This window comes from Rhizomicrobium sp., assembly GCA_037200385.1.
Taxonomy (GTDB): domain Bacteria; phylum Pseudomonadota; class Alphaproteobacteria; order Micropepsales; family Micropepsaceae; genus Rhizomicrobium.
The window spans coordinates 335,237-349,308 of the sequence record JBBCGL010000001.1; the positions used below are offsets into that span (position 1 = coordinate 335,237).

Genomic DNA, 14,072 nt, shown 5'->3' on the forward strand with positions numbered 1-14,072 from the left:
GAGGGGAGGTCGATCCGCCGAAGGCGGATCGGGTGGGGTGAATGCCAAAGGCAAAGCAATGACCACGACGCAGACCACCACGCCTTCCAAATCCCGCCGCGAGCGCCCCAAAGCCGTGCGCCTCACCGACTCCGCCGCCGCGCGCATTCGCGACATCATGGCCGACGCCGAGGGCAAATATCAGGGCGTGCGCGTCGGCGTCACCAATGGGGGCTGCGCCGGCATGGCCTACACGATGGACTATGCCGAGGACATGCGTCCGCTGGACGAGGTCGTCGAGGACAAGGGCGTGAAGATCTTCATCGAGCCCAAGGCGATCCTGTTCCTGATCGGGACCGAGATGGATTTCGTCACCGAGAAATTCGGCGCCCGTTTCGTGTTCAACAATCCGAATCAGACCGCCGCCTGCGGCTGCGGCGAAAGCGTGAGCATCACGCCGGCGACGGTTTGAGCGCGGGCGCGTTATCGCGCGCGCTGATATTCAGTGCTCCAACAAAGCCAATACCGTCCGGATTCTGCGCATCGACGCGCCCCCCGTCGAGCGACGCAACATTATCACAGGACCGGGCAGGCTTTGAGGCCGCCCCATGGCCGTTTCGATCACCCAGGGCGGCCGGCCGGAATCGGCGCGGGCCGTTCGGGTATCACCACGGAAGCGGACCTTCGTCGTTGGAATAGCTGCCGGTCGGGCCGTTGTCGTCAAGCAGCGCGAGGCGCACCGGTTCGCGCGCGCCCTCTTCCACCGTGCGCGTGCCCTGGAAGTTGTTGAGCGCCGTCTTGGTGTAGCCGGGGCAGGCGGCGTTGACCTTGATGCCCTCGGGCCCGAGATCGAGGGCAAGCCCCACTGTCACCGCGTTGAGTGCGGTCTTCGAAGCCGAATACATGCCGTAGAGCGCGCGCAGGTGCTCGCCGCCCGGGCCGAGCGTTCGGGTGAGCGAACCGACGCCGCTCGACACGTTTACGACTCGCGCCGCGGTCGACGTCCGCAGCAAGGGCAGCATGGCCTGCGTCACGGCGATGACGCCGAAGACATTCGTTTCATAGATCGTGCGGATGTCATCCAGCGATGCGCTGCTGATGCGGCCGCTTTTGACGATGTCCTCCACCGCACCCTTCGGCTGGCCGATTTTCGAGATGCCGGCATTGTTCACCAGCACGTCGAGTCGGCCGAATTCCTTGCGGATGCGCTCTGCGGCAGCGGCGATGGAGGCCGCATTCGTCACGTCGAGCTGGATGGCGTGGGCATTCGCGCCGATTTCGCGCGCGGCCTTCTGGCCGCTTTCGAGATTGCGGGAGCCGACCAGCACTGTCAGTCCTTCGGCGGCGAGATCCTTGGCGATCTGAAGCCCGATGCCCTGGTTGGCCCCGGTAACGAGGGCGATGCGGTTGTCGGTCATGCTGGTCTCCTTTAGCGCGCGGGTGGCGGCGATCGCCGGTCTGCGCTATGGAAGCGCAAGCGGAACCGTATTCCGTTTATACGGAACGCTGTTCCGTTTAGCAAGAGGTTTTCCGTGAAGACGGCGCAGGAGCATCCGGAAGCGAGCGCGAAACCTGCCAAACGCGCCGATGCGCAGCGCAATATCGCGGCGTTGCTGCAGGCGGCGTCGGCGGTGTTCGCAAGATCGGGCGTGGATGCGCCGGTGCGCGATATCGCGGAGAAGGCGGGCGTCGGCGTGGGCACGGTGTATCGCCATTTCCCGCAGCGCTCGGACCTGATCGTCGCGGTGTTCCGGCAGGAGGTGGACGCCTGCGCAGATGCCGCCGCAGCGTTGGCGACGAAATATCCGCCGACGGAGGCGCTGTCGCGCTGGATGCTCCGGTTCACCGAATTCGTGGCGGCCAAGCGCGGGCTTGCGAAGGCGCTGCATTCGGGCGATCCGGCCTATGAGACCTTGCCGGCCTATTATGACGGCAGGCTCCGGCCCGCGATGGAGATGCTGTTGAGTCGCGCCGTCGCCGCGGGCGAGATACGCGCAGGCGTCGCGCCCGGCGATCTCCTGAGCGCCGCGGTCAGCTTGTGCCGTCCCGCCTACGACGTCGCGCCGGATCACACGCGGCGCATGCTCGCGCTGCTGATCGATGGCCTGCGCTATGGGGCGGCGGGCAAGAGATGAACGATCCGCATCGTTTCGACGATCTCTTCTCGGAATTCGGTCCGATCCGCCTGCGCCGGTTTTTCGGCGGCGAGGGCATCTATGCCGGCGACACCATGCTTGGCATGGTCTTCGACAACGACACGATCTACTTCAAGACCGACGCCGAAACGCGCAAGGCATTCGACGCCGAGACGTCGAAGCCCTTCACTTTCACCAAGGGCAAGGAGCTGGTCGTCACGACCTGGCTCAGTCTTCCTGAGCGTCTCTATGACGACCCCGATGAGCTTGCCCGATGGGCGCGCGCGGCCTTGAAGGTCGCGCAGGCCGCCCCCACGGCAAGGAAAAAGGCGCGCAAGGCGGTGAGCCCTGCGCGCCCGCAAAGGAAACGCTAGCGCTTCACCTCACCACAAATGAACGCGCTGCTCCGGCGGGATGTACATCTTGTCGCCGGGCTTCACGTCGAACGCCGCATACCAGGCATCGACGTTGCGCTCCGGTCCCACGGCGCGCCAGTGCGGTGGGCTGTGCGGGTTGGTCAGTACCTGCTGGCGCATCGCGGCGTCGGTGTACTTGCCGCGCCATATCTGGGCGAAGGCAAGGAAGAAGCGCTGGTCGCCGGTGAAGCCGTCCAGCACCGGAGACGTCTTGCCGTTCAGCGAGGCGTGATAGGCCTGCAGCGCGATCGCGACGCCCGACAGGTCGCCGATGTTCTCGCCCATGGTCAGGCGGCCGTTGAGGTGCAGGCCGGGCAGGCCTTCGTAACCCTCATATTGCGCGCCCAGCGCCGTGACGCGCTCTTCGAAGGCCTTGCGGTCGGTGTCGGTCCACCAGCTCTCCAGCGTGCCGGCGCCGGTGTATTTGCTGCCCTGGTCGTCGAAGCCGTGGCCGATCTCGTGCCCGATCACCACGCCGATGCCGCCATAGTTCACCGCATCGTCGGCATTGGGGTCGAAGAAGGGCGGCTGCAGGATCGCGGCCGGGAAGAAGATCGCGTTGAAGGATTGGGTGTAATAGGCGTTCACCGTCGGCGGCGTCATGCTCCACTCGTCGCGCACCACCGGCTGGTCGATCCGCGCCAGCCGGTACTGCCACTCGAACGCGTTGGCACGTTCGGCGTCGCCGATGAGATCGTCCTTGCCGATGACGAGGCCCGAATAGTCGCGCCAGCGGTCGGGATAGCCGATATGCGGCGTGAAGGCGTGCAGCTTGTCGAGCGCCTTCTGCCGCGTGACCTCGCTCATCCAGGCGATCTTGCGGATGTCGGCGTCGTAGGCCTTCACGATATTGGCGACCAGCTGTTCCGCCTTGGCGCGCGTCTGCGGCGGGAAATACTTCGCGGCATAGAGCTTGCCGAAAGGATGGGGCAGGGCATTGTCGATCAGCGTCACCGCCCGCGTGTCGCGCGGCAGTTGCTGGGCTTGTCCGCCGATCACCTTGCCGTAGAAATCGAAGTCCGCGTCGTCCACCGCCTTGGGCAGGTAGTCCGCCATGGAATGCAGGTAGTGGACGGTCAGGTAGTCCTTCCACACCGCCAGCGGCGTCTTGGCGAAGGTCTGCGCCAGGGCGGGGAACGCGGTGTTCTCGCGCACGATCACCTTGCGGTCCGGCCCGATGCCCTGCGCCTTGAAGAACACGATCCAGTTGAAGCCCGGCGCGAAGGCCTGGAGGTCCTTCACCGTCATCGGATTGTAGGTCTTGTCCGCGTCGCGCCGCGCCGCCGAGGCCCAGTGCGACTTCGCGATCTCCTCTTCCAGCGCATAGACGGCCGCGGCCTGCGCCGGCGCGTCCTTGGCGCCAGCCAGCGTCAGCATCTGCGCGAGATAGGTCTTGTAGGCGTCGCGCGTCGCCGCCAAGCCCGCGTCGTCGGTCTTGAGGTAATAGTCGCGGTTCGGCATGCCGAGCCCAGACTGCGTCGCCGAGATCACATAGACCGTGGAGTTCTTGGCGTCCGGCGTGATGCGGTCGGCGGCGATGCTGTCGCCATCGCCGAACGAAGCGAACGCCGGATCGCCCATCAGCGCCGCGAGGTCATCATAGGATTTCAGCGCCGCGATGCGCGCCAGGTCGGGCTTGATCGGCGCCAATCCGCGCCTCTCGATGCCGGCCGTGTCGGTGAAACCGTCATAGAGGTCGAGGATCTGGTGCTCTTCCGGGCTCAGCGCCGTGGCCGGTTTCGCATGCAGGTCGGCGATCAAATCCTTCATCCGCTGCTCGGACAGGATGCGCAGCTCCTGGAACGAGCCGGTGGAGGTGCGGTCGGCCGGGATGGTCGTGCGCTTGAACCACGCGCCGTTGGCGTATTCGAAGAAGTCGTCGCCCGGCTTGACGCTGCGGTCCATGCCGCTGAGGTCGAAGCCCCAGGGACCGATGGCGGCGCTGGGCGGTGGGGCCGCGACGGCGAGGCAGGCGGCCCCGGCCAGTGCGGCCAGGGCGACGACGGTCTTTTTCATGGGCTCTTTCCCTGATGGTTCGCGGTCAACTCACCACACCGGCACGCGCTTGTCCGGCGGCAGGTAGTACGTGTCGCCCGGCTTGACGCCGAACGCGGCGTACCAGCCGTCCGTGTTCCGCACCACGCCGTTGACGCGGTACTCCGATGGGCTGTGCGGGTTCGACAGCACCTGGCTGCGGATCGCCGCATCGCGGTGCCGCTCGCGCCAGCTCTGGGCATAGGCGATGTAGAAGCGCTGGTCGCCTGTCAGGCCGTCCAGCACCGGCGCCGGCTTGCCGTGCAGCGAGATGTGATAGGCCTTGAGCGCGATCACGAGGCCCGCGATGTCGGCGATGTTCTCGCCCAGCGTCAGCCTGCCGTTGATGTGCAGGCCGGGCAGGGGCGTGTACTGGTCGTACTGCGCCGCGATGGCGTCGCCGCGTGCCTTGAACGCCGTCAGATCGGCATCGCTGAACCAGTTCTCCAGCACGCCCTTGGCGTTGTATTTGGCGCCCTGGTCGTCGAAGGAATGGCTGAGCTCGTGGCCGATGGTGGCGCCGATCTCGCCATAGTTCACCGCGTCGTCGGCATTGGCGTCGAAATAGGGCGGCTGCAGGATGCCGGCCGGGAACACCACCTCGTTCAGGTTGGGATTGTTGTAGGCGTTGTTGGTCGGCGGCGTCATGCCCCATTCGGTGCGGTCGACGGGATTGTCGATGCGCACGACTTCGCGGTGCCATTCGAACACGCCTGCGGCCTGCACGCTGCCCAGCAGGTCGCCGCGCGCGATGCTGAGCGCGGAATAGTCGCGGAACGTGTCCGGATAGCCGATCTTGAGCTGTGTCGCGTGCAGCTTGTCGAGCGCCTTGGCGCGCGTCGCCGGCGTCATCCAGGCCAGGGTGCGGATGTCCGCGTCGTAAGCCTTGAGCAGGTTGTGCACGAGGTCGAGCGCCTTGGCCTTGGCCTCCGGCGGGAAGTAGCGCGCGACATAGAGCTTGCCCAGCGCCTCGCCCATCGAGACGTCGAGCAGGCGGATGCCGCGGGTCGGGCGCTCGAGCTGCGCCGTCTTGCCGGCGAGCGCCGTGCCGTAGAATGCGAAATCGGTGTCGTCGACCGCCTTGGGCAGCAGCGAAGCCCAGCGATGCAGGTAGCGGATCGTCAGATAGTCGCGCCACACTTCGATCGGCGTGGCGGCGAACACCTTGGCGAGATTCGGGAAGGCCGATTTCTCCGCCACGATGACCTTGCGGTCGCCCTTGGGCCCGGTCTCGGGAATGCCTGCGGCCCGGAACATCGCGTCCCAGTCGAAGCCCGGTGCCAGCGCCTTGAGCTGCGCGATGGTCATCGGATTGTAGATCTTGTCCTCGTCGCGCCGGTCCTCCGCCGGCCAGCTGACCTGCGCCAGCGCGGCTTCGAGCGCATAGACCTTTTCCGCCCGCGCCGCCGCGTCGCCGGCGGCACCCGCGATGCCCAGCATGTCGGCGAGATACTTCTTGTATGCGGCCTGGGTCTCGACGATCTCCTTGTCGGTCTTCAGGTAGTAGTCGCGGTCCGGCATGCCCAGGCCCGACTGGTAGAGGTTGATCGAATAGACCTCCGAATTCTTGTCGTCGACGCCGATGTAGAATCCGAACGGCCCGTCCACGCCCAGCCGCGGATCGCCGATCGCCGCCGCCACGTCGCTCAGGCTCTTGTAGCCGGCGATCGCCGCCAGGTCCTTCTGCGCCGGCGCCAGGCCGTTCGCCTCGATCTGCGCGGTGTCCATATAGGCGTTGTAGAGGTCGCGCAGCTTGCGCCCTTCGGCCGTCAGCTTGTCGTCCGGCGTCTTGGCGAGGTCGGCGACCAGGCCCTTCAGCCGCGCCTCGTTCTGCAGGTCGAGCTCGAGGTTCACGCCCGAATAGGTGCGGTCGGCGGGGATGGTGTCGTGCTTCACCCAGTTGCCGTTGGCATAGAGGAAGAAGTCGTCGCCGGGCTTCACCGTCTTGTCGATATAGTCCAGGTCCACGCCCCAGGGCTTGACCTGCGGCTCGCCGCCGAGCGCCGCGGCGCTCATCACGATGGCGGCCGCGCCGAGCAGAAGAAGACTGCGTTTCATGGAAGATATCCTCGTGCTGCAAAGAAAAAGTGCCGCCGGGAGGGTTCCCGGCGGCACGATGTGATTACCAGAGATGCACCCGCTTCTCCGGCGGCAGGTAGTACTTGTCGCCCGGCTTCACGCCGAACGCATCGTACCAGGCGTCGATATTGCGCGTCGGCCCGATGGCGCGGAATTGCGACACGCTGTGCTCGTTGGAGAGCGTCTGCGTGCGCAGCGCATTGTCGCGGTACTTGGCGCGCCAGATCTGGCCGAAGCCCAGGAAGAAGCGCTGGTCGCCAGTGAAGCCGTCGAGCACCGGCGCCGGCTTGCCGTCCAGCGACAGGTGATAGGCCTTCAGCGCGATCGTCGCCCCCGCCAGGTCGGCGATGTTCTCGCCCAGCGTGTTGCGCCCGATGATGTGCAGGCCGGGCAGCGGCTCATAGGTGTCGAACTGATCCGACAACGCGGAGGTCTTCGCCACGAACGCCTTGTTGTCGTCCGCTGTCCACCAGTCGCGCAGGATGCCGTCGCCGTCATACTTGGCGCCCTGGTCGTCGAAGCCGTGGCTGATCTCATGCCCGATCACCGCGCCGATGCCGCCATAGTTCACCGCATCGTCGGCGTTGGGATCGAAGAACGGCGCCTGCAGGATCGCGGCGGGGAACACGATCTTGTTGACCGACGGATCGTAATAGGCGTTCACCGTCTGCGGCGTCATTCCCCATTCCGTGCGGTCGACCGGATCGTCGAGCCGGACGACTTCGCGGTGCCACTCGAAGGCCTGGCCCGCCTGCACGTCGGCGAGCAGCGCGCCCGGCGTCACGGCATAGGAAGAATAGTCGATCCACTTGTCCGGATAGCCGATATAGCGCTTGAGCTTGTGCAGCTTCTCCAGCGCCTTCACCCGCGTCGCTTCCGACATCCAGGGCAGGGTGTGGATATCGGCGTCATAGGCCTTGAGAAGGTTGCCGACGAGTTCCTCGGCCTTCTGCTTGGCGGAAGGCGGGAAGTATTTCGCAACATAGACCTTGCCCAGCGCCTCGCCGATCAGGCGGTCGAGCAGATGAACGCCGCGGGTCGCGCGATCGAGCTGCTGCTGCTGTCCGCCCAGCACCGTGCCGTAGAAGGCGAAATCGGTGTCGTCGAACGCCTTGGGCAGATAGGCCGCGAACTGATGCAGGTAGTGCACCGTCAGGTAGTCGCGCCACACCGAGACCGGGGTCTGCGCGAAGATCTTCGCCAGCGCCGGGAAGGCGGATTTCTGGCTCGCGATGATGACGCGCTCGCCTTTGGGCGCGACGGCCGGAATGGCGGCTCCGGTGAAGAAGGCATCCCAGCGGAAATCGGGCGCGAAAGCCTTCAGCTCCGATATCTTCATCGGATTGTAGATCTTGTCCTCGTCGCGGTTTTCCGCCCGGGTCCAGTGCTCCTTGGCGATCTTGGCCTCGACGTCGTAGATCGCCTGGGCGCGCTGCGCCGCGTCCTTGGCGCCGGCCAGCGTCAGCATCTGCGTGAGATATTTGCGATAGGCGTCGCGGCTGGCGGCCAACGCCGCATCGTCGCGCAGGTAGTAATCGCGATCCGGCATGCCGAGGCCGCCCTGCGAGACCACCACGGAGTAAACATTGGAGTCCTTTTGGTCGACGCCGATGCTGAGATTGAACACGCTGGGCTCGTTCAGCCGCGGATCGACCATCGCGCGCGCGACGTCGTCCAGCGTCTTGATCCGGGCGATACGCGCCAGATCCGCCTTGGCCGGCGCCAACCCCTTCGCCTCGATCTGTGCCTGATCCATGAAGGCATCGTAGAGGTCGCGCACTTTGCGCTCTTCGGGCGTCAGCTCCTCGCGCGGCTTGGCCTGGAGTCCGGCCACGATATCCTTCATCCGCGTTTCGCTCAGGATGCGCAGGCTCTGGAAGGCGCCGATGCTGCTGCGCTCCGGCGGGATCTCGGTCGTCTTGAGCCAACTGCCATTGGCATACAGGAAGAAGTCGTCGCCTGGCTTGACGCTCCGGTCCATCGCCGTGAGATCGACGCCCCAGGCGCCGAGTTCGGGCTTGCCCGCGGGCGGCGCGTCGCCATTGCCGGCGGCCATTGCCGCGCCGGCCAGGCTCAAGGCCCCGGCCAAAAGAACAAGGCTGCGTCGCATCGCTGAGAACTCCACTGGATGGGTTGTGGCCGCGCGCGGCTGCGCGTCGCCGTCATGAATCTGCCGGCAATAGGTCAGAACTTCCCGGTCCTGCGCAAGTCACGGACGCGCGAGTGGGGCGGCCTTGACGATGCGCGGTGGCTTATTTCCCGTGGAACTTGGCAGGCCGCTTTTGCAGAAAGGCGGTGACCCCTTCCACGAAATCTTGTGTCTTTTGGGACTGCTCCTGCCCCTTCCGCTCCAGGTCGAGTTGCTCCTCGTAAGTGTTGAGCGGGCTCTGCCAGTAGAGATGGCGCGTCACGGTCAGCGAGGCCGGCCCGTCCGCCAGCTGATGCGCGAGCTTCAGCGCCTCGTCCATGAGCTCGTTGTCACCGGCCACACGGTTGATCAGGCCCCATTCGAACGCCTTCTCGGCGGGAAGGCGCTCGGCCAGCAGCGACAGCTCCTTGGCGCGCGCCAGTCCGATCAGGCGCGGCAGCAGCCAGGTCGAGCCGCCGTCCGGCACCAGTCCGATGCGCGTGAAGGCCTGGAGGAAATACGCCGACCGCGACGCCACCACGAGATCGCCCATCAGCGCGATGCTCATGCCGACGCCCGCCGCCGCGCCGTTCACCGCGGTGACCAGCGGAATGGAGAGGTCGCGCAGGCGGCGCAGGAAGGGGTGATAGATGGTCTCCAGCGCATGACCGACGCCGGTCTCCTCGCCGCTGCCGCGCTCCGACAGGTTCGCGCCGGAACAGAAGCCGCGCCCCTCGCCGGTCAGGATCGCGGCGCGGAAGCCATTGTCCTTGTTCTCGATGAAGTCGATGGCCTTGGCCGCGCCGCGCACCAGCTTGGTGCCGGCCGCGTTCATCGCCTCGGGGTGATTGAGCGTGAGAACCGCCACCCGGCCATGCGCCGTGACATAGGCCCGATCGAATTCCGTGCGCATGACCCTATCTCCGCGATTTTGCCGCGCGGAGTATACGCACGATTTCACCGCCCCCTAGAGGGGAGGTCGGAAAATCGCGCTGCGATTTTCCGGGTGGTGGGATGCTTCCGCGCGGGCAACTGCCGCAATTACGCAGCGTCAATTTCCAGCGCGCCCATGCGCGGATCGGTCTCCGCGATCACGCAATTCCGTCCGGCATGTTTGGCCTGATAGAGGCACTGGTCGGCCCGCAGGATCAGCGCCGCCGAGTCCTCGCCGCCGTTCAGCTCCGCCACCCCGATGGAGATGGTGATCGAGCCCAGCACGTCGCCGGTCGATTTCTTGACCAGCTTCTTGCTTTCGACGGTGCGGCGGATCTGTTCGGCGAGGCTGACCGCGGCGGCAAGTCCCGCCTGCCGCACGATCACCGCGAATTCCTCGCCGCCATAGCGCGCCGCGGTATCGCGGCCCTTGGTGTTCTCGGACAGGCAATTGGCCACCAGCCGCAGCACATGGTCGCCCGTCTGGTGGCCCCAGGTGTCGTTGAACGACTTGAACAGGTCGATGTCGCACAGGAAGAGCGCCAGGTTCTCGCCGCTCAACCGCGCATCGGCGATGGCGGCCGCGAGTTCGCTGTCGAAGGCCTTGCGGTTGGCGATGCCGGTGAGCGAATCCGTCAGGCTTTCCTTGCGCACTTTGTCGAGCTGCGCGCGCAATTCGCCGACCTGCTGCGAGGATTGCTGCAGCTCGCGTTCGAGCGAGCGGGTGCGCGTCTCCATGGACTTGGTCGCCGCCACCAGATTGCCGACCAGTTGGCGCAGCTCCTCCGGCGAATGCTCGCCCTTGAGTTCGCCGCGCGCCGCCGACAGTGTGTCGCCATAGGCGAGGGCGTGCCGGCTCGCCGCTTCCAGCTTGGCGATCGCCTCGTCCAGCGAGACGCCGACGGTCTCGCCGATCGATTCGACCGCGCGCTCGGTCCTGTTGCGGGTGAAGCTGCGGTCGCGCAATTCCTTCAGCACGGCCGGCGAGAAGACCCGGCGCGCCGCGATCATGTCGCCGATGACGTGGCCCACCGACGGATTGTCGCCCGCCGCATAGGAATAGAAGAGCTCGTAATTCTCGGGCGTCGGCGTCACGTTGCACTCGCCCATCAGGGCGAGCGCGGTCCTGGCCAGCGCCTGTTCCCGCTCACTGCGCAACGCTATCTCTCCACCGCGACACCCAAGCCTCTAACAGGGCTTGCGCGATAGTTGCCCCGAGGGTCGTAAAAAACCCTTAAGGGGAGCATTGAGGCGGCGCGGTACAGCGCCTAGATTGACAAAATATCACGCAATCTTCGTGGAAGGACATGACATGAGCGCTGCGGAAGCCCGACCGATCGCCCTCGATCCCGCACAGCGGATGCGCGCGATCCTCGAAAAACAGCGCCAGGCCCATCTGAAGGAGGGGCCGCCCAGCGCCGAGAAGCGCATCGAGTGGATCGACCGCTCCATTGCCCTGCTGGTCGGCCACAAGGACGCCATCGCCGACGCGCTGCGCGAGGATTTCGGCCATCGCTCGGTGGAGGCGTCGCTGTTCACCGACGTCTCCGGTTCGATCGGCCCGCTCAAGCACGCCAAGGCGCATCTGAAGACCTGGATGAAGCGCGAGAAGCGCAAGGTGACGCCGGCGATCCTCGGGCTGTTCGGCGCCAAGGCCTATATCGAATACCAGCCCAAGGGCGTCGTCGGCGTGATCAGCCCGTGGAATTTCCCCTTCAACCTCACCTTCACGCCGCTCGCCGGCATCTTCGCGGCGGGCAACCGCGCGATGATCAAGCCCTCGGAGTTCACCCCGCGCTGCTCGGAGCTGATGGCGCGCCTCTTCGCCTCGGCCTATGACGAGACCGAGGTCGCGGTGTTCACCGGCGGGGCCGAGGTCGGCGCGTCCTTCGCGCGCCAGCCCTTCGACCACCTGCTGTTCACCGGCGCGACCTCGATCGCCTATCACGTGATGAAGGCGGCGGCGGAGAACCTGGTGCCGACCACGCTCGAGCTCGGCGGCAAGTCGCCGGTGATCGTTTCCGACAGCGCCGACATGGCGCTGACCGCCAAGCGCGTGATGCAGGGCAAGACCCTCAATGCCGGCCAGATCTGCCTCGCGCCGGATTACGTGATGGTGCCGGAAGGCAAGGCGAAGGAATTCGTCCATGCGGCCGCCAATGCGATCTCGACGATGTTCCCGACGCTGAAGGACAATCCCGACTACACCTCGGTGATCAACCAGCGCCACTACGACCGCCTGCAGGGCTATCTCGACGACGCGCGCGCCAAGGGGGCCGAGATCGTCGAGCTCAATCCGGCCAAGGAGGATTTCCGCCAGCAGCCCTATCACAAGATCCCGCCGACCCTGGTCCTCAACCCGACCGACGACATGGCGATCATGAAGGACGAGATCTTCGGACCGCTGCTGCCGGTGAAGACCTACAAGAACGTCGAAGATGCGATCGGCTATGTGAACGCGCATAGCCGGCCGCTCGGCCTCTACTATTTCGGCAAGGACGGTGCGGAGCAGGAGAAGGTGCTCACCCGCACCACCTCGGGCGGTGTCAGCGTCAACGATGTCGTGATGCATGTCGCGATGGAAGACCTGCCGTTCGGCGGCATCGGCCCGTCCGGCATGGGCAACTACCACGGCCTCGACGGCTTCAAGACCTTCAGCCACGCCAAGGCGGTGTTCCAGCAGGTCAGCCGCGACCTCACGGCCATGCTGCGTCCGCCTTACGGCGAAGGCATCCGCAAGATGCTGGCGGGCAGCATCAAGGCGTAGGGCGTTCGGCGTCCAGGCTGAAACGCACGCGGCCGGCGTCGATCCGGACGCGCAGGCCGCGATGCGTCGCGAGATAAGCGAGGGCGATCGCGGCGGCTGCGAAGCCCGAGGCGGCGCCAACGCCCAGCGCCCAGCGCGGCCCGAACCGGTCGGCGATCCAGCCGACCAGGGGCGCGCCGAGCGGCGTTCCGCCCAGCGCGATGGCCAGCAGGATCGCCATGACGCGGCCGCGCATCGCCGGCGCGGTCCAGAGCTGGATCGCGCCATTCGCGGTGGTGGTGAAGGTTTGTGCCGCCAGGCCGACGAACATCAATGCCGCGCCGAACAGGACATAGCTCGGCGCGAGCGCGGCCATCGCCAGGCCGGCGCCGAAGGCCGCCGCGCCGACGAGCAGGAAGGCGATCCGGGGTTTCTCGCGCCTGGCCGACAGGAGCGCGCCGGCGACCGATCCGACCGCCATCACGGAAGTCAGCAGGCCGTAGCGGCTCGCGTCGCCGTGGAAGACGCTGACCGTCATGGTCGCGACGAAGATCGGATAGTTGATGCCGAAGGTGCCGATCAGGAACAGCATGAACAGCACCGCCAGGATGTCCGGCCGGTTCCGGATATAGCGGAAGCCCTCCGCCAGGCTGCCGCGCGCCCGGACCGCGCGGTGGCTCGCATGCAATTCGCCTTTGCGCAGCAGGCCGAGCGATCCGAGCACGGCGGCGAAGGACGCGGCGTTGATCAGGAACACCCAGCCCGAGCCGACCGCGGCGATCAGGCCGCCGGCGATGGCGGGGCCGATCATGCGCGCCATGTTGAACGAGGTCGAATTGAGCGCCACGGCGTTCGAAAGATGGGCTTCCGACACCAGTTCCGACACGAAAGTCTGGCGCGCCGGCGTGTCGAACGCCGCGACGCAGCCGAGCAGGAGTGCGAACACATAGACGTGCCAGAGCTGCACGATGCCGCAGAGCGTGAGCACCCCGAGCCCCAGCGCGAGCAGGCCCATGGCGCCTTGCGTGGCGAACAGGAGCTTGCGACGGTCCAGGTGATCGGCGGCAAAGCCGGTGAACGGCAGCAGAAACAGCTGCGGCCCGAATTGCAGCCCCATGACCACGCCGACGGCCGTCGCATTGTGATGCGTCAGCTGCGCCAGCACGATCCAGTCCTGCGCGGTGCGCTGCATCCAGGTGCCGATATTGGACACCAGCGCGCCGCCCGCCCACAGGCGATAGTTGCGGATGCGCAGCGAGCGGAATGTCCCGCCGCTCATGCGTCCTTTTTGGCGGCATTGCCGCCGTTGAAACGCCCGAAGCGGCTGCCCGTCAGCAGCCCGAGGACGAGGGTGCCCGCGCCGAACGCGGCGATGTCCGGCGTCGACCGCAGATCGAACTGGCCGACGCGGCACAGCAGCAGATACGCGGCCACGAGGTTGCCGAAGCCCCACAGCACGTTCACCGTCGAAGACGACAGGCCTTCGCCCGGCGGCTTGGCGAACGGGCTCTGGAAGGCCTTGCCCATGACGCCGCTGACGAAATGCGGGATGGCGTTGGTCAGAAAGGCGCCGCCGAAAAAATAGGCCGTGGCCGTGCTCCATTCCATGATCGATCTCCTTG

12 protein-coding genes are annotated in these 14,072 nt (G+C 66.2%); 4 read left to right on the forward strand and 8 right to left on the reverse strand.

Translation table 11 applies throughout. From position 1 onward, the window contains the following. The first annotated feature begins 58 nt into the window (after positions 1-58). Positions 59-451 carry an iron-sulfur cluster assembly accessory protein gene (locus WDM91_01420; protein MEI9993227.1) on the forward strand — a complete coding sequence of 131 codons (393 nt, stop codon included), beginning with the start codon at positions 59-61 and terminating at the stop codon, positions 449-451. Between the two features lie 193 nt (positions 452-644). Here the strand turns inward: WDM91_01420 and WDM91_01425 are convergent, their stop codons facing one another. Then, positions 645-1,397, reverse strand: a complete 753-nt coding sequence (locus tag WDM91_01425; protein MEI9993228.1) for an SDR family oxidoreductase — start codon at positions 1,395-1,397, stop codon at positions 645-647. Between the two features lie 114 nt (positions 1,398-1,511). Between WDM91_01425 and WDM91_01430 the strand changes: the two genes are divergently transcribed. Both WDM91_01430 and WDM91_01435 read left to right on the forward strand, forming a co-directional pair. After that, positions 1,512-2,114, forward strand: a complete 603-nt coding sequence (locus tag WDM91_01430; protein MEI9993229.1) for a helix-turn-helix domain-containing protein — start codon at positions 1,512-1,514, stop codon at positions 2,112-2,114. Further along, positions 2,111-2,488 carry a TfoX/Sxy family protein gene (locus WDM91_01435; GenBank protein ID MEI9993230.1) on the forward strand — a complete coding sequence of 126 codons (378 nt, stop codon included), beginning with the start codon at positions 2,111-2,113 and terminating at the stop codon, positions 2,486-2,488. Before WDM91_01430 ends, WDM91_01435 begins: the two co-directional genes overlap by 4 nt. Before the next feature lie 9 nt (positions 2,489-2,497). Here the strand turns inward: WDM91_01435 and WDM91_01440 are convergent, their stop codons facing one another. From WDM91_01440 to WDM91_01460, 5 genes are all read right to left on the reverse strand, one after another. Then, the gene (locus WDM91_01440; GenBank protein MEI9993231.1) at positions 2,498-4,546 is read right to left on the reverse strand and encodes a M13-type metalloendopeptidase; all 2,049 of its coding nucleotides are present in this window, start codon (positions 4,544-4,546) and stop codon (positions 2,498-2,500) included. 30 nt (positions 4,547-4,576) lie between these two features. Beyond that, positions 4,577-6,622: a M13 family metallopeptidase gene (locus tag WDM91_01445; protein ID MEI9993232.1), complete on the reverse strand. Its 2,046-nt coding sequence runs from the start codon at positions 6,620-6,622 to the stop codon at positions 4,577-4,579. 64 nt (positions 6,623-6,686) lie between these two features. Then, entirely contained in the window at positions 6,687-8,753 is a 2,067-nt protein-coding gene (locus WDM91_01450; GenBank protein MEI9993233.1) for a M13 family metallopeptidase, read from the reverse strand. Between the two features lie 142 nt (positions 8,754-8,895). Next, positions 8,896-9,684: an enoyl-CoA hydratase/isomerase gene (locus WDM91_01455; protein ID MEI9993234.1), complete on the reverse strand. Its 789-nt coding sequence runs from the start codon at positions 9,682-9,684 to the stop codon at positions 8,896-8,898. 128 nt (positions 9,685-9,812) lie between these two features. Beyond that, positions 9,813-10,862 carry a diguanylate cyclase gene (locus tag WDM91_01460; GenBank protein MEI9993235.1) on the reverse strand — a complete coding sequence of 350 codons (1,050 nt, stop codon included), beginning with the start codon at positions 10,860-10,862 and terminating at the stop codon, positions 9,813-9,815. Positions 10,863-11,016: 154 nt separating this feature from the next. Here WDM91_01460 and WDM91_01465 point away from each other — a divergent pair, with 154 nt between their 5' ends. Beyond that, on the forward strand, positions 11,017-12,471 hold the full coding sequence (locus WDM91_01465) for a coniferyl aldehyde dehydrogenase (protein MEI9993236.1): 1,455 nt from the start codon (positions 11,017-11,019) through the stop codon (positions 12,469-12,471). Here the strand turns inward: WDM91_01465 and WDM91_01470 are convergent. Together WDM91_01470 and WDM91_01475 are read right to left on the reverse strand one after the other, a co-directional pair. Then, on the reverse strand, positions 12,461-13,729 hold the full coding sequence (locus WDM91_01470; protein MEI9993237.1) for an MFS transporter: 1,269 nt from the start codon (positions 13,727-13,729) through the stop codon (positions 12,461-12,463). The genes WDM91_01465 and WDM91_01470 overlap by 11 nt on opposite strands. Then, positions 13,726-14,058: a hypothetical protein gene (locus tag WDM91_01475; protein MEI9993238.1), complete on the reverse strand. Its 333-nt coding sequence runs from the start codon at positions 14,056-14,058 to the stop codon at positions 13,726-13,728. The genes WDM91_01470 and WDM91_01475 overlap by 4 nt, the downstream gene beginning before the upstream one ends. Between the last annotated feature and the right edge of the window lie 14 nt (positions 14,059-14,072).

Coding starts and splice junctions, on each gene's coding strand:
- WDM91_01425 (MEI9993228.1), bottom strand. CDS start 1,397: ATGACCGACAACCGCATCGCCCTCGTTACCGGGGCCAACCAGGGCATC.
- WDM91_01455 (MEI9993234.1), bottom strand. CDS start 9,684: ATGCGCACGGAATTCGATCGGGCCTATGTCACGGCGCATGGCCGGGTG.
- WDM91_01440 (MEI9993231.1), bottom strand. CDS start 4,546: ATGAAAAAGACCGTCGTCGCCCTGGCCGCACTGGCCGGGGCCGCCTGC.
- WDM91_01435 (MEI9993230.1), top strand. CDS start 2,111: ATGAACGATCCGCATCGTTTCGACGATCTCTTCTCGGAATTCGGTCCG.
- WDM91_01475 (MEI9993238.1), bottom strand. CDS start 14,058: ATGGAATGGAGCACGGCCACGGCCTATTTTTTCGGCGGCGCCTTTCTG.
- WDM91_01470 (MEI9993237.1), bottom strand. CDS start 13,729: ATGAGCGGCGGGACATTCCGCTCGCTGCGCATCCGCAACTATCGCCTG.
- WDM91_01450 (MEI9993233.1), bottom strand. CDS start 8,753: ATGCGACGCAGCCTTGTTCTTTTGGCCGGGGCCTTGAGCCTGGCCGGC.
- WDM91_01420 (MEI9993227.1), top strand. CDS start 59: ATGACCACGACGCAGACCACCACGCCTTCCAAATCCCGCCGCGAGCGC.
- WDM91_01465 (MEI9993236.1), top strand. CDS start 11,017: ATGAGCGCTGCGGAAGCCCGACCGATCGCCCTCGATCCCGCACAGCGG.
- WDM91_01445 (MEI9993232.1), bottom strand. CDS start 6,622: ATGAAACGCAGTCTTCTTCTGCTCGGCGCGGCCGCCATCGTGATGAGC.